Raw genomic sequence first — 16,539 nt, 5'->3', positions numbered from 1 at the left:
TCCCGGCGTTCACTTGAGCGCCAGGCCGGCCGTGCTGGCCAGGTACTGCTCCATCACCGCCATCTCGGCCGCCGTGGGGGCGCCCTTGCCCGCGACAACGGCGTACAGGTTGCCCCGGAAACCTTCACGCGGGTAGTAGCTCACATAACCGCAGCCCATCAGCATCTGGGTGAAAGCGCTGGGCGCGAAGGTCGCGGCGCTGCTGCCGACTTCGGCGGAATTCAGGCGCAGCTTTTGTGCACCCGCCACCGACACCAGCGCCAGCACCGCCGGCGTGTTGGCCGCGAGTTTCGCGGGCGCCAGCAGTTGCACTGTCTGGCCTTTTGAATCCACCCATTTGGCGCGCGGCTGGCCGTTGGTGAAACCGAGTTCCGACACCTGCAGGTCTTCGGTCCTGGAAGCCTGGAACACCACGCCGGTGTTGTTCTGCGCGGGGACGCTGAGGGCCGCGATCGCGAAGTGCGCGTCCTCGAGGTTGTAGGGCACGCGGTTGCGCGGGTTGGGCTGCACGCCCGCCACTCGGCCGGACTTTTTGCACCAGAAGCCGAAGGATTCGGGCACGGCGTGGTCAGAGTTTTTCTTGCCGTTGGTCACGCGCATCACGGGCAGCGACATGGGGCCCGTGGCGCCGCTCTCCTTGTTGATCCAGTTGATCATTTCCATCGCATTGCCCGGGCTGGACCCATAACCCGAATCCGACACGGCGCGCACCACCTGGCCCGCCGCGGCCGGCGCGCCCAGCAGGTAGTCGGTGTAGCCGTCGGCCAGCTCCCATTTGCAGGCGCCGTATTTGGCGACGATGGCGAGCGCGGCGTCGGCAAGATTTGTTGCGGCATAGCCTGCGGGGTCGGCCAGCGAAAACACCTTGCGTGACGGCGGCACCTGGCCCTCGCCCGTATAGCTCAGCGTCGCGACCTGGTTGGCAAGAGGCGTGTAGGTGAAGCTGTCCTGCCCGTTGGCGCCGGCCGGGATAGTCAGGCGCGACTTGCTCAATGTGCCGCCTTTGTTCGATGCCACCGTGAGCGTCACAGGCTGGGCCAGGTTGCCCCGTGCATAGACCGTGATGGTGAGCGGTGTTCCGGCCAATGCATAGCCTGGCCCGTCGTCGAACAAGGTCGCCTGCGCAATGCCGACCGCGGCCTTGAGCACGCCGGACACCGCCGGCTCCAGCGTCTTGTTCTGGTGCCAGCCCGGCACATGGTTGATGGCGTAGTTGCGTATCGGCCAATGGTTGCCGCCCATCCAGGTGTAGACCTCGCAGCCCGACTGCGCGGCATAAGCCGCGGCCTGCGTGAACATGGCCTCCCAGCGCGGGTCGTCAATCGGCATGCCGACTTCAGTGAGCGCCAGCTTCACGCCCTTGGCTTTGGCCCAGTCCACCGCGATCTTCAGGCGGTCCACACCGGTCGAGGCCTTGATGGGGCCCGAGCCGAAACCGGCGCTGTAATTTTTCGCGACCTCGGTGTCGTAGTCAAAAAAGGCACCGTTGCTGAAGGCGTCCAGGTACATGTGCACTTCGTAGACCAGGTTGGCGCCCGCCAGCGGAAAGCCCGGGTTCTTTGTGCCTATGGCCATGGCCGAGTCGTACTGGTTGCCCGCCACATAAATCGGGTTGACCGTGTCGACGGCGCGTATGGCCTGGATGGCCGCCTGCGCGAAGGTGGGCCAGATCGTCAGGTCTTCGCCGCCCTTCACCGCTTCTTCGTTGGACGCGATCACGCCGCCGGGCTTTGGCATGTCGTGCGGTTCGTTCATGAGGCCGTAGCCGCCGAAGCCCGGGTGGTTCTTCCACTTGGTGGCCGCGCGTGTCCAGAAGTCGGTGAAGTGCGCAATCTTGAGCGTCGCGCCCGGTGCGAGTGAAAAAATCCGCGACTGGATCTGCACCGCATCGTTGGTGTAAGGCCTCAGGGGGCTGGGCGGCACCGTGAGGCCTATGACGGAGCCGTCGGGCTGAAAGCGGAAATCCTGGTAGCGGCCGTAATTGTGGTTGTCGATGATGCAGCGCGTGCCGGCGGCGGCGTGCGCGTCGAGCACGCCGGTGATGAAAGCCTCATAGCCCGCATGGAAGGCGCCCGGGTTGCCGATGGCCGCCTTCGCGGCCGCATTGGCCGCCGTGTCGTGCAGCATGGGCTGCAGCAGCTCCCACTGGATGGGCAAGCGATTCTTCAGAAAACCGCAGGCCGCGAGGTAAGCCACGTCGGCCTTGCGCGGCACGGTGAAATGCAGGTTGGGCGCGGAACTGGTGTTGGCACGCAGGCCGGGTTTGGCCCATTCCATGCCCGAGAGGTTGGTGCCCATGGCGGGCATTCCCGCGGCTGCGCGTGCAGCGGCGGCCTGCGCTTGTCGGCTCACGGCGAAAGTGCCGAGCGCCGCCAGCGCGCCGGCGGCCAGGGCGGTTTTGGAAAATTCACGTCTTTGCATCGGAAGGCCTCTCCTGTTTCACTTCAAAGAAACAGGTTAAGCCCCGTATCACGGCCTCTTTACAGTTTGAAGCACCGCAGTGCCCCGCTTACATTTCAGGTTCTTTTGGGCCTGTCAGTCCTGACAGGTTTTTGCGCGGTGCCAGCGCAAGGACGTAAGGTGGGCGACAATAGCGGCAAGTATTTCTGCCGCCATCGCATGCGCCCTGGCAGCATTCACAACACCGGTTTCGTGCAGGGCCAAGGCCCTTTGTCAGCAGTGCACGAGCGGCCTGATTCACTTCCATTTCATGACCAAAAGTTTCTTCCGGGCAGCCCTGGTGCTGGGTTTGCTGTCCGCCATCGGCCCCTTCGCCATCGACATGTACCTGCCCGCCCTGCCCTCCATCGGGCAAAGCCTGGGCGCCTCCATGGGCGCGGTGCAGGCCAGCCTGATGGCTTTCTTCATCTCGCTGGGCATAGGCCAGATCATTTACGGCCCGGTGTCGGACATGGTCGGCCGCAAGGCGCCGCTCTACTTCGGCCTTGTGTTGTTTGCCGCCGGCAGCATAGGCTGCGCGCTGGCGCCGGACATCCACACGCTGGTGGTGCTGCGCTTCATCCAGGGCCTGGGCGCCTGCGCCGGCATGGTGGTGCCGCGCGCCATCGTGCGCGACCTGCATACCGGCACCGACGCGGCGCGGCTGATGTCTTTGCTGATGCTGGTCTTCAGCGTCTCGCCCATCCTGGCGCCGCTGGCCGGCAGCATCCTGATCGAGTCCTTCGGCTGGCGCAGCGTGTTCTGGGCCGTCACGGTGGCCGCTGCCGCCGGGCTGCTGCTGGTGGGCTTCACCCTGCCCGAAACACGGCCGCCCGAGCAGCGCGTGGACAGCAGCTTCGGCAGCGCGATCAAGGCCTACGGCGTGCTGCTGCGCGACCGCCACTTCATGGGCCTGGTCTTCATAGGCGCTTTCGGCATTTCGAGCTTCTTCGCCTACCTGGCCAATTCATCCTTCGTGCTGATAGACCACTACGGCCTCACGCCGCGCCAGTACAGCATCGCCTTCGCGGTCAACGCCGCCTCCTTTATCGGTGTCTCGCAATTCACCGGCAAGCTCGCGGCGCGCTTCGGCCTGGTGCCCATCGTGAAGGTGGCGGTCACCGGCTATGCGGCGGTAATGGCCCTGCTGCTGGTCGTCAACCTCGCCGGCATTGAACGGCTGGACGTGATGATCGCCCTGCTGCTGGTGGGCTACGGCTTCCTGGGCCTGGTGGTGCCGACCACCGCGGTGCTGGCGCTGGAAGAACATGGCGCGATCGCCGGCACGGCCTCGGCGCTGATGGGCACTTTGCAGTTCGTCACCGGCGCGGTGGTGATGGCGACGGTCGGCGTGTTTGCCGACGGCACGGCCCTGCCCATGGTGGCCGGCATTGCGGGTTGCGCGCTTCTGGCGTATGCGATGTCGCGCGGCACGCTGGGTGGCGTGCGCGCTGCGGCGCCTTAAACCTGCATGCGGAGGCGCCGCGCGGCTTCCTCCGCGCGCGCGTCGTCAATCTCGCCCATCACCGCGCCCAGGTTGACCGGGCCGGTCTTGTGCGCGAAACGGCCCGTCAACGCCGTCTCGGGTTGCAGCACGCCGCGCTGGTACAGGTCCCAGATTTCGCTGCCGTAGTCCGTCTGCAGCAACTCGGGCGCGAAGCGGCCGAAAAAGCCGCGCAGGTTGGCCACGTCGCGCAGCAGCATGCGGCCCGCGTGGTTGTTGCCGGCGGCGTCCACCGCCTGCGGCAAATCGATGATGACCGGGCCGGGCTGGCCGTCGGTCATGCCCAGCAGGATGTTGAACTCCGACAAGTCGCCGTGCACCACACCGGCGCACAGCATGCGCACCACTTCCGTGAGCAGGGTGGCATGGTGCAGGCGCGCGTCCTCGGGTGTGAATTCGACGTCGTTCAAACGCGGGGCGGCGTCGCCATGTTCGTCCGTCACCAGTTCCATCAGCAGCACGCCGTCGCAAAAGTTGTGCGGTTTGGGAACACGCACGCCGGCTGCGGCCAGGCGGTAAAGCGCATCCACTTCGGCGCTTTGCCAGGCCGCTTCGGTCGCTTGCCGGCCGAAGCGCGTGCCCTTGGCCATGGCGCGCGCCTGGCGTGTGTTCTTGACCTTGCGGTTTTCGGTGTAGTCCACCGCCTGCCTGAAGCTGCGCTCGGTGGCGTCCTTGTAGACCTTGGCGCAGCGCGTGTCGTCGCCGCATCGCACCACGTAGACCATGGCCTCCTTGCCGCTCATGAGCTGGCGCACGACGCTGTCGATCAGGCCTTCTTCGAGCAGGGACTGCAATCTCTGGGGTGTTTTCATGAGGGCCATTTTGCGCCCGGGCCGAAATACCCATAAAAAAGCCCGCCCGTTTGACCGGGCGGGCTCTCGCTTGGCACAGCGTGATCAGTTACTGAGCACCAGCTGCGCGATCAGGCCGGTGGCAACGGCGATCAACGCGTAGTCGGTGCCGACCTGCACCCATTGCTGGCCGCGTGGGGGTGCATGCAGATGGTGGCCGCGCCAGTCGTTCACCACATACTGCCGGCCGCGGTACTCGTTGGGGATGTGGCCGCCGCGGTAAAACTGCCGGCCGTGGCCGTTGAAGTGGCGGTCGTTGCGGACATCACGGTGCTCAACCACAACGCGGCGTTCCCCAGGCCGGTAAACGGGACCATGGCCGGGGCCGGCGGGGCCGCGATGCTCGACGCGTGGCGGCTCGCCCCGCGGGCCACGTCCGTCATAGCCTTGCGCAAAAGAGAGCGAGGCAAAGCCCAGCGACGCTGCGGCGATGGCACACACAATGGCTGTTGATTTCATGTCGACTCCTTGGGGTTGGTGAGTCTTCATGGTGTTCCCCTGCCGTGTAGGGGTTGCAAAGCCGAAGGCGTGTTTGTGTAAAGCCTGGTTGCAATGTGTGCGGGTATCGCCCGTCTTCAAACGGTTTCGGGCAGGAGTGCGCGCACGGCAGCTTGTTCAGGAACGTCGGCCCGCAACGCCTGCACCAGCCACGCCTCCACCAGCACCGGATCATTCACCGTCTTGATCGCCTGGTAAGCCGCCTCGGCCTCCGGAAAACGACGCCGCAAAAAATTGAGCCACTGCTTCAGCCGCCCGGCCCGCGCGCGCGGTTCAATGCGCGAACACACGATGCGCCAGAAGTCGGCGATCAGCGGCAACAAGGCCGGCCAGCCCACGGCCGCCTGCGCGCCCCGCCTGTCGGCCTTGATCGCCAGACCCAGGCCCGGGTCGCGCACCGCGCCGCGGCCGATCATCAGGATGTCGCAGCCCGAGACTTCGCGGCAACGCCGCGCGTCCTCCACCGTCCATATCTCACCGTTGGCCACCACCGGGATCTTCACCGCCGCGCGGATGTCGGCAATGCGTTCCCAGTAAGCCGGCGGCCGGTAGGCCTGCGCCTTGGTGCGGCCGTGTACCACCAGCTCACCGGCGCCGCCCGCTTCAATCGCCAGCGCGCATTCGACGGCGCGCGCATCGTCTTCGTAGCCCAAGCGCATCTTGGCCGAGACCGGCATGTGGGCCGGCACTGCGCGGCGCACCGCGCCAACAACGGCCGTCAGCGTTTCGGGTTCCCTGAGCAGCGAAGCCCCGCCGCCATGGCGGTTGACGACGGCGGCCGGGCAGCCGAAGTTGAGGTCTATGCCGTCCGGTCCCAGGCCGGCGAGGCGCGCCGCGTTCTCGGCCATGCAGCCCGGGTCCGAGCCCAGCAGCTGCGCGCGCACCGGCACGCCGGCCAGCGTGCGGCCGCCGTTGTGCAGCTCGGGCACGATGCGGTAGAACACGCGCTCGGGCAGCAGCTGGTCGGTGATACGGATGAATTCGGAGACGCAGCGGTCAATGCCGCCGACCCGCGTGAGGATGTCGCGCAGCACAAAGTCCAGCAGGCCTTCCATCGGGGCCAGCAGGACGGTGGCGTGTGCTTCAGCCTTCATCGCACCCGAAAATTATTTGGCAGCCAATCGCCACAGGGACGTGACTTCCGCCGCGCGCGCCGCATGCAGCGCATCGCTCGCGTCCGCAGCCTTGGGATGGTGCGGCTGCGCGTCAAGCCGGTCCACCACCTTGAGCCCGGCGGCGTCGATGGCGGCCAGCAGCCAGGCGCGCGTGCGCAGGCCCAGGTGCTCGGCGAAGTCCGACAGGATCAGCCAGCCTTCGCCCTTGGGCTCCAGGTGCGCGGCCAGGCCGTTGAGAAAGCCCAGCAGCATGCGGCTGTCTTCGTCATACACCGCGTGTTCGACCGGTGAGCCGGGGCGCGCCGGCAGCCAGGGCGGGTTGCAGACGATGATGTGGGCGCGGCCTTCGGGGAACAGGTCGGCCTCGCGCACCTCGATCTGCGGAAAGCCCAGGCGCTTGAGGTTGTCGCGTGCGCAGGCCAGCGCGCGCGGGTCCTGGTCGGTGGCGATCACACGCTGCACGCCGCTGCGCAAAGCCAGCACGGCGGCCAGCACGCCGGTGCCGGTGCCGATGTCAAAACCGAGCAGGTCGGCCGTGCCTTCAGGCACCGGCGCCTGGGCCACCAGGTCAATGTATTCGCCGCGCACCGGCGAGAACACGCCGTAATGCGGGTGAATGCGGTTGTGCGGGCCGTCCTCGCCCAGGGCGGGGATGGGCACGCCCTTGCGGCGCCATTCATGCGCGCTGATGAAGCCCATCAGTTCGCGCAGGGAAGCGACCGAAGAACCGTTAGCCTCCTTCGCGGGGCCCCAGGCTTCGGCGCAGGCCTTTTTCGCATCCGGCGCGCGGCGCAAAGGAATGCTGTAGTCCGCGTCAAACGGGATCAGCACCATGGACAGCACACGGGCGCGCTGCGCCTGCGCCTGGCGGTGCAAGTGAAAGGCTTCAGGGAAAACTGGCGCCAATGCTTCAACCGGGGCAATGGCCTCAGCGGCCTCGCCGGCCTTCTGGGCTTTGACGCGTTTGTCGCGCTTGGGTTTGGCCGGTTTGTCGACACGGCGCGCCAGGGCCTGCACCAGCATGCGGGCGTTCTGGAAGTCGCCCCGCCACAACAGGCCCGTGCCCTCGCAAGCCAGGCGGTAGGCCGCATCGGCGCTCAGGCTGTCGTCGGCGATGACCACACGTTTGGGCGGCGCGGCGCCGCGTTCGGAACGCCAGCGCGCGGAGCGGGCTTCACCGCCCTCCGTCCAGTGGATCAGGGGTGCAGGGCTGGAAGCCTCGGGAGAAATGGGCAAGTTGGTGGGCATCAGGGGCTTTATGGGCAAATCGGGAGCGTCGCAGGAGCGGGAAGGCGTGCAACCCAGGGGGATACATACCGTTTTAACAGATGTGGGTGCCGGCGCCGGTCAAAGCGGGGCCGAGCTGTTTCACCGCCCCTGCGCAAGTGATGGCGGCCCAAGCCGTCTGGTCACTGGACACACAGGCCTGTGACGGCATGAAAGGCGCCCTCGGCAGCCCGGGTTCACACCCCAATTCGCATCTTTTTTCAAAAACCTCCGTTCAATTATCTGCCTGCGGACAATTGACGCCAATGGCTGCGGCTAAATCACCTATGGTGCGGCAACTGGGATGCAACACAGCACCGCCGGGCGGACAAATCAACGAACCACCGCCGGGCTTTTTTGGGGAAGCGCCATGAGATTTGAGATCCAGCCCATTGATCAGGAAACCCTGGATGCGATCTACACACCGGAAATCGCGGAGCAACTGAAAAACTTCATCTATCCCACGCAGAACTGGTGCGATTTAAGCCGCCGCAGATGGGTGGTGAACCGAATCCAGAACGCCTTTTTTTTCGAGGTCAGCCTCGCGGACCGGCTGGACTGGGCTTTCAGTTACGTTTTCATCCAGAACGGCGAGTTTGCCCTGGTCCGCACCGTGGGGGACGGCCTCTACGCTTTCGTGACGACCTCAGCCGGCATGGCCGCCCGGATTGAGAGGGCCAAGTGCCAGATTGCGGAGGCACTGCGGGTGGGAGGCATCTTCCTCGACGGCCAGTACGACCTGTCGTCCGAATTCGGCGTGAACCTGCCCAATATCAACGCCGTCCCCAACGCGCAGTTTGTGCCTTACCTGCCCGCCCGCCACGACGAGGATGCGGCCATTTCAGGAGCCCTGTCCGCCGATGCCTTCAGATTGAGCGATTCCCAACTCAGCAAGCTTACATCCATGGAGAAAACAAATGGCTAAACCGCAAACATCCGCCCAAAGCCAGGCCACGCCCGACACCACCAACCCGGCTTCCGGCCAGGGCGTGGTGCTCACCGATTCCCTGGGCCGTGAATTAAAAATCAAGCCCATCGGCGTGCTCTACGAAAGCCAGCTGGTCAGGATGCTGGGCACCGAAGTCGCGACCAATCCCTCTTACATGATGGGCTTTGTCTATCCCGCCACCTCGGTCTATGAAATCGACGGCGTGCCCTGCCCGCGCCCCAGCAGCCAGCACGAAGTCGACCAAGCCATCCAGCGCCTGGGCCGCGAAGGCTTTGCCGCGCTGCTGGTGCATATGCAGACCGAGCTGGAAAAAATCCAGAAGATGGTTGAAAACAACCCCGAGGCAAAGCCGCAGTAAAAGCGGCGGCCTGTGGCGGAGAGGCGCGCCCGGCTCCCCGCCCCTGACAAGTGGGGGCCGGGGTCCGGCTTTGCCGGCCCACAGGCGCCCGTCCCCTGCAAGGGGAAAAGGCGCTACACGCAGTGAGCGCCGATAGGGGTGTTCAAGTGCTCCAGCCGCCCCCCAAAGCCCGTATCAATCCCACAGTCGCCAGGTACTGCGCGGTCTTGACCTGCAGCGCCTGGCGGCGGTTGCGCAGCTCACTGCGCTGGGCGTCCAGCAATTCAAGCTGGCTGACAAAGCCGTTGCGGTAGCGCGAGTCCGACAGCACCGTGGCGCGCGTGGCTGAAGCCACCGAGCGCGACTGTGCTTCCGATTGCTCGGCCAGCAGGCGCAAGGCCGAGAGCTGGTCTTCCACGTCCCTGAAGGCAACGAGGATCTGCTCGCGGTAGTTGGCCAGCGCGATGTCGAGTTCGGCATTCGCGTTCTGCACACCGGCTTCGCGGCGGCCGCCGTCAAAAATCGGCAGCGACAACAGCGCGCCCACGCCCCAGGCCTGGGTTGAGACCTTGAACAGGTCCTTGATCTCGGGCGCGGCATAACCACCGTTGGCCGTCAACGAGAAGGTCGGGAACCAGGCGGCTTTGGCCACACCGACACGGGCCTGCGCGGCCTGCATGGTGGTTTGCGCGGCCGAAACGTCGGGACGGCGCTCCAGCACCGTGCTGGGCACGCCGGCCGGGATGACCGGCAGCGCGGTAGCCCATTCGGTGGGGGCGACGGCAAAACTCGATGCCACCTCGCCGACCAGCACGGCCAGCGCGTGTTCGAGTTCGGCACGCCGGCGGTCCAGCGCCAGCGCTTCGGATTCGGTGGCCGCGACCTCGGTGCGCACGCGGGCAACGTCGAGTTCGGCCACGTCGCCTTCGCGGAAGCGCACTTCCGTCAGGCGCAGCGTGTTGCCGTAGGCTTTCAGGGTGTCGCGCACCAGCGTGCGTTCTGTGTCAAGCGCGCGCAGGTTGAGGTAGGTCTGTGCCACGTCGGCCTGCACCAGCAGCTGGGTGCTGCGCAGCAGGGCTTCGCGGGATTTGGCGTCCAGCGACGCGGCATCAGAGTTCAGCGAGAGCTTGCCGATCAGGTCGACCTCATACGACAAATTGGCGGCCGCCGTGACCGTGGTCTGCGCGACGCGGTTGGTCGTGAGGTTGTTCTGGCGCACGGCGCCGCCGCTCAGGCCCACTTGCGGCAGGCGATCGGCGTCGGTGTTGCGCAAAATGGCGCGGGCCTGGGCCAGCCGCCCCGCGGCCACCTTGACGCTGTTGTTGTTGGCCGCGGCCTGCTCGACCAGCCGGTCGAGCACCGGGTCGGAAAACACCTTCCACCAGGTGCCCTGCGATTGCGGGGCAGTCACCGTGGCGTTGGCGGCGGGCGTGCCGGCGTTCTCTTTGTAAGCCGCGGGCGCGGCGGGAATGCTGGCGGGGTCTACCGATGCGCTGGTGGCGCAGCCGGCCAGCACCAGGGCGGCCAGCAAAGGCAGCAGCGCGGTGCGCAGTTTTGACGATGTGTGGTTCATGATGAACTCCTGTACTTGATGCTTGTTGTTATTCGTGAAGCTTGACCGGCGCGGCCGGCTGGGCGTGCGCGCCCGCACCGCCGCTGCCCGCGAAGGCCTCGATGTGCGGCACCTCGCCGTGCAGCTTGAGCGGACGGTTGCCGGTGAGGCGGCGCAGGACGACGTAGAACACCGGCGTGAGGAACAGGCCGAAAGCCGTCACGCCTATCATTCCCGAGAACACCGCCACGCCCATGGCATGGCGCATTTCGGCGCCGGCGCCGGTCGACAGCACCAGGGGCAGCACGCCCATGATGAAGGCCAGCGAGGTCATCAGGATGGGGCGCAGGCGCAGGCGGCTGGCTTCAATGGCCGCCTGTATCGGCGTACGGCCGGCGAACTCAAGTTCGCGCGCGAACTCCACGATCAGGATGGCGTTCTTCGCCGACAGCCCCACCAGCACGATCAAGCCGATCTGCGTGAAGATGTTGTTGTCGCCGCCGGTCAGCTTCACGCCCAGCATGGCGGCCAGCAGGCCCATCGGAACGATCAGCACGATGGCAATCGGCAGGGTCAGGCTTTCATACTGCGCGGCCAGCACCAGGAAGACCAGCAGCAGCGCCAGCGGGAACACCCACATGGCCGAGTTGCCGGCGATGATTTCCTGGTAGGTCAGGTCGGTCCACTCGTAGCTGATGCCGGGCGGCAGGGTTTCGGCCGCGATGCGGGCGACCGCATCCTGCGCCTGGCCCGACGAATAACCGGGGGCGGCGCCGCCGTTGATATCGGCCGAGAGGAAGCCGTTGTAGCGCATGGCGCGTTCCGGGCCGAAGCTCGGCGTGACTTTCATCAGCGCCGACAGCGGCACCATCTCGCCGGTCGTCGAGCGCACCTTGAGCAGGCCGATGTCTTCGGCGCGGGCGCGGTAAGGCGCGTCGGCCTGGACCCGCACGGAATAGGTGCGGCCGAACTTGTTGAAGTCATTGGCGTAGAGGCTGCCCAGGTAGATCTGCATGGTGTCGAACACGTCGGTCACCGGCACGCCCAGCTGGCGCGCCTTGGTGCGGTCGATGTCGGCATAAAGCTGCGGCACGTTGACCTGGAAGCTTGAGAACAAGCCCGCCAGTTCAGGCGTCTGGTAAGCCTTGGCCATGAAGTCCTTGGTGGCCTTGTCGAGCGCGGCATAACCGAGCGAGGCGCGGTCTTCCAGCTGCAGCTTGAAGCCGCCGGTGGTGCCCAGGCCCTGCACGGGCGGCGGCGGGAACATCGCGATGAAGGCTTCCTGGATGCCGCCGAACTTGGCGTTCAGTTGCCCGGCGATGGCGCCCGCGCTCAGGTCCTTGCTCTTGCGTTCTTCAAAAGGCTTGAGCGCGACGAACACGATGCCCGAATTGGAGCTGTTGGTGAAGCCGTTGATCGACAGGCCGGGGAAAGCAATCGCGTGCTCCACGCCGGGCTGCTTCATCGCGATGTCGCTGATGCGGCGGATCACGTCTTCGGTGCGATCCAGCGTCGCGCCGTCAGGCAGCTGCGCAAAACCGATCAGGTACTGCTTGTCCTGGCCGGGCACGAAACCGCCGGGCACGGCCTTGAACAGGCCCGCGGTGACCAGCACCAGCACGCCATAGACCACCAGCATCACGGCCTTGCGCGAGATCGCGCCCTTGACGCCGCGGCTGTAGTTTTCCGAACCACGGCTGAACATCCGGTTGAAGGCCCGGAAGAAGCGGCCGAAAACCTTGTCCATGCCGCGGGTCAACGCGTCTTTCGGCGCGTCGTGGCCCTTGAGCAGCAAGGCGGCCAGCGCTGGCGACAGGGTCAGCGAATTGATCGCCGAGATCACCGTCGAGATGGCAATGGTCAGCGCGAACTGCTTGTAGAAAGTGCCCGACAAACCGGAGATGAAAGCCAGCGGCACGAACACGGCGATCAGCACCAGGGCGATCGCGATGATGGGCCCGGACACTTCGCGCATGGCGCGGTAGGTCGCGTCGCGCGGGCTCAGGCCCGCCTCGATGTTGCGCTCCACGTTCTCCACCACCACGATGGCGTCATCCACCACGATGCCGATGGCCAGCACCAGCCCGAACAGGCTGAGCGCGTTGATCGAAAAACCGAACAGGTGCATCACCGCGAAGGTGCCGATGACCGAGATGGGCACTGCAAGCAGCGGGATGACGGAAGCGCGCCAGGTCTGCAGGAAAATGATCACGACCAGCACCACCAGCATCACGGCTTCGAGCAGCGTGTGCACCACGGCCTCGATGGACGAGCGCACGAACTGGGTGGTGTCGTAGACGATTTCATAGTCCACGCCTTCAGGCATGTTCTTCTTCAGGTCCTTCATCACGGCCTGCACGTCGTCGGAAATCTGGATCGCGTTGGAGCCCGGTGCGGCGAACACCGGCACGGCGACCGCCTGCTTGTTGTCCAGCAGCGAGCGCAGCGCGTAGTCCGAAGCGCCCAGTTCCAGGCGCGAGATGTCGCGCAGGCGCGTCACGGCGCCGTTCTTGTCGGTCTTGACGATGATGTCGCCGAACTCTTCTTCACTCTGCAGGCGGCCCTGGGCGTTGATGGACAGTTGCATGTCCACGCCCGGCAGGCCCGGCGAAGCGCCCACCACGCCGGCGGCGGCCTGGATGTTCTGCTCGCGGATGGAACGCACCACGTCGCCGGCGGACAGGCCCCGTTCGGCCACCTTCTGCGGGTCCAGCCAGACGCGCATCGAGTAGTCGCCCGAGCCGAACAGCTGCACCTGGCCCACGCCGTTGATGCGCGCCAGGCGGTCCTTGACGTTGAGCACCGCGTAGTTGCGCAGGTAGGTCATGTCATAGCGGTCGTTGGGCGAGAGCAGGTGCACCACCATGGTCAGGTCGGGCGAGCTCTTGATCGTCGTGATGCCCAGGCGGCGCACTTCCTCGGGCAGGCGCGGCTCGGCTTGCGAGACGCGGTTCTGCACCAGTTGCTGGGCCTTGTCGGGGTCGGTGCCGAGCTTGAAGGTGACATTCAGCGTCATGATGCCGTCGGTGGTGGCCTGGCTGCTCATGTAGAGCATGCCGTCGACACCGTTGATGGATTCTTCGAGCGGCGTGGCCACCGTCTCGGCGATCACCTTGGGGTTGGCGCCGGGATAGTTGGCGCGCACCACCACGGTGGGCGGCACGACGTCGGGGTACTCGGCAATCGGCATCGAGCGCAGCGCGATCAGCCCGGCGATGAATATCAGCAGGGACAGCACGCCGGCAAAGATGGGCCGGTCGATAAAAAATTTCGATAGATTCATGGCAATTCTTCTTGGTCAGGTGTCAAGGGGCGGGCTCAGGACTTGGCCGCGACCTTCACGGCTTTTTCGGTGAGTTCGGCCTTGGCGGACATTTCCACCGTTTGCGGCGCGACCAGCGCACCGGGGCGGATGCGCTGCAGGCCGTTGACGACGATGCGTTCGTTGGCGGCGAGGCCGCCCTTGACCACGCGCAGGCCGTTGATGTTGGCGCCCAGCGTGACTTCGCGGTAAACCGCCTTGTTGTCGGCGCCCACCACCAGCACGAATTTCTTGTTCTGGTCTGTGCCGACGGCGCGCTCGTTGATCAGCAGGGCGGTGGCTTTGGTGGCCTGGCCCATGCGGATGCGCGCGAACTGGCCGGGCATCAGCTGGCCGTCCTTGTTGTCGAACACGGCGCGGGCGCGCACGGTGCCGCTTTTGGCGTCGACCTGGTTGTCGACCAGTTGCAGCTTGCCCTCAAACGGCGTGTCGGTGCTGGCGGCGGTGCCCATCTGCACCGGGATGCGGTCCAGGTTGCGGCTGGCCGGGCCGCCGTTGCCGCCCACGTCTTTCAGCGCCTTGGTCACGACCTGCTCGTCCGCGTCAAAGCTCGCATAAATCGGGCTCACCGAGACCAGCGTGGTCAGCACCGGCGCGCCGGGGCCGGCGGCCACCAGGTTGCCCACGGTCACTTCGAGCTTGCCGACGCGGCCGGCGACCGGCGCGCGCACCTGGGTGTAGCCCAGGCTCAGCTGCGCGGTCCGCAACGCGGCCTGCGCGGCGCGCAGGTTGGCGTCGGCCTCGCCCTTGCCGTTGGTGCGTTCGTCGAACTCACGTTTGGAAATCGCCTGCTCGCCCCACAGGCGCTGCGAGCGTTCCTGCTCGCCTTTGGCCTGGGTGACGCGGGCCTGGGCGGCCGCGACCTGCGCATCGGCGCGTTCCACGTCGGCGGCATACGGGGCCGGGTCTATCGTCAGCAGCAGGTCGCCCTTCTTGACGAGCGCGCCTTCACGGAAGTGCACGGACTGGATGGTGCCGGCCACGCGCGAACGGATGTCCACGCGCTCGACCGCTTCCAGCCGGCCGGAGAACTCGTCCCAGGCGGAGACGTCGCTCTGCACGACGGTGGCGACCGACACCGGGGTGGCTTGCGGTTCGGCGGGCGTGGACTGCGCGCTGGTGGTGGAGACGCCGAACACGGCGGCGGAGATGCCGGTGACGGCCAGCACGGCGAGGGCTACGGCCAGAAGGCGGCGCTTGGGGGTATGGAGTTGGATCGATGGCATTTTGAATTCTCTCGAAGATGGATAAATGAAACTGAAAACGGATGGGGTGAAGGAGGTGCGGATGAGGCAACAGCGGCGACTGTAAAACCTCAACTTAAGTTGAGGTCAGGCACTCAGCGCCCAACACGATGCGCGGGAAGGGGTATCAGCCCGCCGCGGCCCTGCCGCGCGGTGCTGTTGGGTATTCGGATGAATCAATGGCATGGACAACTCCCTCAAGAAAAATGGTTTTGGATTTGTGAACTCAGGAAACGGTGCTGTGCGCGGCCGTGCGCGCATCCAGCGCGGTGGCAAAGAAACGGCCGAAGCGCTCGTGCAGGATGGGCCCCCAGGCCTTTTTTTTGTCCGCCGGCTCCAGGTAACTGCAGGGCCAGCCGGTGGGAACAGGCAACACCGTGTCGTGCGCGACCAGGCCGGCGTCGCGCAGGCGCGCGGCATAGGCCAGCGTCTCGTCGCGCAGCGGGTCGTCCTGCGCGGTGACCAGCAAGGTGGGCGGCAGGCCGGCCAGGCGGAAGGCCGAACCGGGCGCGGCATAAGGGTGGCTGGCGTCTTCCAGGCGCGGCAGGTAGTTGTGCCAGCCGTCGGCCCAGGTGCAGCCCACCGGGCCGGCTTCGGCGTCACGCAACGAAGCGGTGGCCAGGCAAGGGTCCAGCATGGGCGACAGCAGGATCTGCCCGGCCAGCGCCGGCTGCTGCAGGTCGCGCGCCATCAGCGCCACGGCGGCGGCGATGTTGCCGCCGGCTTCCTCGCCGGCCACAAACACCGGCGCACCGGCGCCGGCCAGCTTGTGGCGGGCCTTGAAAGCCCACTCCAGGGCGGCATAACCCATTTCAATGGCGCTGGGAAACGGGTGTTCTGGCGCCAGCGGATAGTCCAGCGACATCACCACCGCACCCGCGTCGGCCAGCAGCCCGGCCACGCAGGAGCCGCTTTCCAGCGAGCCGCCCACAAAAGCGCCCGCATGGAAGTGCACCACCAGCGGCGACACGCCCGTGCCGTTGCGACGGCCGTAGAAACGCACATCCAGCGGCTTTTTCAGCGCAAGCTGGATCTGTTTGTCTACCCACGGGGGGCTGGTTTTATCGGCGCCGGTGAGGGCGGGCTGCTGGCTTTTCATCGTCGTGACCGCGTAGGGCCTCCGGTTTGTTGCAATGCAGCAGAAGATACGCGCCGGGGATCACTTAATAAATAGCCGTTTTGTTTATTCTTTATTTCACCGGTGCAACAATGAGGGTATGAATACCGCTGTGCAGGGGATCTACGAGGCGATTTGCCATAAAAAGGCCCCTCCCGCCTGGACGCCAGCTTTCGGGCATCCGGGCGCGAAGTGTGGGCCTTGCGTACCCGGTAAGGTTCACAGACCAAGGGAAAACCCGGACGGACACAAGGGCTATTGGGCCCCAGCCGCAGGAAGCGGCCATGATCGTCACAATCGCCCCTCGACGCTCCCCCGGTGGCCTCCCGCCGCCGGATTTCCCCG

12 protein-coding genes are annotated in these 16,539 nt (G+C 65.9%); 3 read left to right on the top strand and 9 right to left on the bottom strand.

The window, feature by feature from the left end; translation table 11 throughout:
• Positions 1 to 9 precede the first annotated feature (9 nt).
• Positions 10 to 2,421 (bottom strand): glycoside hydrolase family 5 protein, encoded by a 2,412-nt coding sequence (locus ACLV8F_RS01945; protein WP_411882561.1) that lies wholly within the window; start codon positions 2,419 to 2,421, stop codon positions 10 to 12.
• A 289-nt stretch (positions 2,422 to 2,710) separates the two neighbouring features.
• Between ACLV8F_RS01945 and ACLV8F_RS01940 the strand changes: the two genes are divergently transcribed.
• On the top strand, positions 2,711 to 3,904 hold the full coding sequence (locus tag ACLV8F_RS01940) for a multidrug effflux MFS transporter (RefSeq protein ID WP_411882560.1): 1,194 nt from the start codon (positions 2,711 to 2,713) through the stop codon (positions 3,902 to 3,904).
• On the opposite strand, the gene ACLV8F_RS01935 is transcribed toward ACLV8F_RS01940, so the two are convergent.
• The 4 genes from ACLV8F_RS01935 to ACLV8F_RS01920 all read right to left on the bottom strand — a co-directional run bounded on the left by ACLV8F_RS01935 (position 3,901) and on the right by ACLV8F_RS01920 (position 7,655).
• Complete coding sequence (locus tag ACLV8F_RS01935) at positions 3,901 to 4,755, bottom strand: PA4780 family RIO1-like protein kinase (protein ID WP_411882559.1); 855 nt, start codon at positions 4,753 to 4,755, stop codon at positions 3,901 to 3,903. The two genes, ACLV8F_RS01940 and ACLV8F_RS01935, sit on opposite strands and share 4 nt — an antisense overlap.
• An 84-nt stretch (positions 4,756 to 4,839) precedes the next feature.
• Positions 4,840 to 5,253, bottom strand: coding sequence for an RcnB family protein (locus ACLV8F_RS01930; RefSeq protein WP_411882558.1), 414 nt, complete (start codon positions 5,251 to 5,253; stop codon positions 4,840 to 4,842).
• A gap of 116 nt (positions 5,254 to 5,369) precedes the next feature.
• Positions 5,370 to 6,386, bottom strand: coding sequence for a tRNA dihydrouridine synthase (locus tag ACLV8F_RS01925; RefSeq protein WP_411882557.1), 1,017 nt, complete (start codon positions 6,384 to 6,386; stop codon positions 5,370 to 5,372).
• 12 nt (positions 6,387 to 6,398) lie between these two features.
• A complete protein-coding gene (locus ACLV8F_RS01920) occupies positions 6,399 to 7,655 on the bottom strand; it encodes a methyltransferase (RefSeq protein WP_411882556.1) in 1,257 nt (418 codons plus the stop codon).
• Between the two features lie 322 nt (positions 7,656 to 7,977).
• Between ACLV8F_RS01920 and ACLV8F_RS01915 the strand changes: the two genes are divergently transcribed.
• Together ACLV8F_RS01915 and ACLV8F_RS01910 are read left to right on the top strand one after the other, a co-directional pair.
• Positions 7,978 to 8,598 carry a hypothetical protein gene (locus ACLV8F_RS01915; protein ID WP_411882555.1) on the top strand — a complete coding sequence of 207 codons (621 nt, stop codon included), beginning with the start codon at positions 7,978 to 7,980 and terminating at the stop codon, positions 8,596 to 8,598.
• A complete protein-coding gene (locus ACLV8F_RS01910) occupies positions 8,591 to 8,980 on the top strand; it encodes a hypothetical protein (protein ID WP_411882554.1) in 390 nt (129 codons plus the stop codon). Before ACLV8F_RS01915 ends, ACLV8F_RS01910 begins: the two co-directional genes overlap by 8 nt.
• A 142-nt stretch (positions 8,981 to 9,122) precedes the next feature.
• On the opposite strand, the gene ACLV8F_RS01905 is transcribed toward ACLV8F_RS01910, so the two are convergent.
• The 4 genes from ACLV8F_RS01905 to ACLV8F_RS01890 all read right to left on the bottom strand — a co-directional run bounded on the left by ACLV8F_RS01905 (position 9,123) and on the right by ACLV8F_RS01890 (position 16,176).
• Positions 9,123 to 10,532, bottom strand: a complete 1,410-nt coding sequence (locus ACLV8F_RS01905) for an efflux transporter outer membrane subunit (RefSeq protein ID WP_411882553.1) — start codon at positions 10,530 to 10,532, stop codon at positions 9,123 to 9,125.
• A 28-nt stretch (positions 10,533 to 10,560) separates the two neighbouring features.
• The gene (locus tag ACLV8F_RS01900) at positions 10,561 to 13,794 is read right to left on the bottom strand and encodes an efflux RND transporter permease subunit (protein WP_411882552.1); all 3,234 of its coding nucleotides are present in this window, start codon (positions 13,792 to 13,794) and stop codon (positions 10,561 to 10,563) included.
• A gap of 35 nt (positions 13,795 to 13,829) precedes the next feature.
• A complete protein-coding gene (locus ACLV8F_RS01895; protein WP_411882551.1) occupies positions 13,830 to 15,059 on the bottom strand; it encodes an efflux RND transporter periplasmic adaptor subunit in 1,230 nt (409 codons plus the stop codon).
• A 244-nt stretch (positions 15,060 to 15,303) separates the two neighbouring features.
• Positions 15,304 to 16,176 carry an alpha/beta hydrolase gene (locus tag ACLV8F_RS01890; RefSeq protein ID WP_411882550.1) on the bottom strand — a complete coding sequence of 291 codons (873 nt, stop codon included), beginning with the start codon at positions 16,174 to 16,176 and terminating at the stop codon, positions 15,304 to 15,306.
• Positions 16,177 to 16,539: the final 363 nt, after the last annotated feature.

The organism is Polaromonas sp. YR568 (assembly GCF_943369675.1).
Taxonomy (GTDB): domain Bacteria; phylum Pseudomonadota; class Gammaproteobacteria; order Burkholderiales; family Burkholderiaceae_C; genus Polaromonas.
The sequence above is the reverse complement of the archived record's forward strand: the minus strand, read 5'-3'. Positions and strand labels throughout refer to the sequence as shown.

Bases quoted from the DNA above. Each gene is read 5' to 3' on its own strand.
- ACLV8F_RS01910 (WP_411882554.1), top strand. From the start codon at position 8,591: ATGGCTAAACCGCAAACATCCGCCCAAAGCCAGGCCACGCCCGACACC.
- ACLV8F_RS01900 (WP_411882552.1), bottom strand. From the start codon at position 13,794: ATGAATCTATCGAAATTTTTTATCGACCGGCCCATCTTTGCCGGCGTG.
- ACLV8F_RS01895 (WP_411882551.1), bottom strand. From the start codon at position 15,059: ATGCCATCGATCCAACTCCATACCCCCAAGCGCCGCCTTCTGGCCGTA.
- ACLV8F_RS01890 (WP_411882550.1), bottom strand. From the start codon at position 16,176: ATGAAAAGCCAGCAGCCCGCCCTCACCGGCGCCGATAAAACCAGCCCC.
- ACLV8F_RS01920 (WP_411882556.1), bottom strand. From the start codon at position 7,655: ATGCCCACCAACTTGCCCATTTCTCCCGAGGCTTCCAGCCCTGCACCC.
- ACLV8F_RS01905 (WP_411882553.1), bottom strand. From the start codon at position 10,532: ATGAACCACACATCGTCAAAACTGCGCACCGCGCTGCTGCCTTTGCTG.
- ACLV8F_RS01935 (WP_411882559.1), bottom strand. From the start codon at position 4,755: ATGAAAACACCCCAGAGATTGCAGTCCCTGCTCGAAGAAGGCCTGATC.
- ACLV8F_RS01930 (WP_411882558.1), bottom strand. From the start codon at position 5,253: ATGAAATCAACAGCCATTGTGTGTGCCATCGCCGCAGCGTCGCTGGGC.
- ACLV8F_RS01925 (WP_411882557.1), bottom strand. From the start codon at position 6,386: ATGAAGGCTGAAGCACACGCCACCGTCCTGCTGGCCCCGATGGAAGGC.
- ACLV8F_RS01915 (WP_411882555.1), top strand. From the start codon at position 7,978: ATGCAACACAGCACCGCCGGGCGGACAAATCAACGAACCACCGCCGGG.
- ACLV8F_RS01945 (WP_411882561.1), bottom strand. From the start codon at position 2,421: ATGCAAAGACGTGAATTTTCCAAAACCGCCCTGGCCGCCGGCGCGCTG.
- ACLV8F_RS01940 (WP_411882560.1), top strand. From the start codon at position 2,711: ATGACCAAAAGTTTCTTCCGGGCAGCCCTGGTGCTGGGTTTGCTGTCC.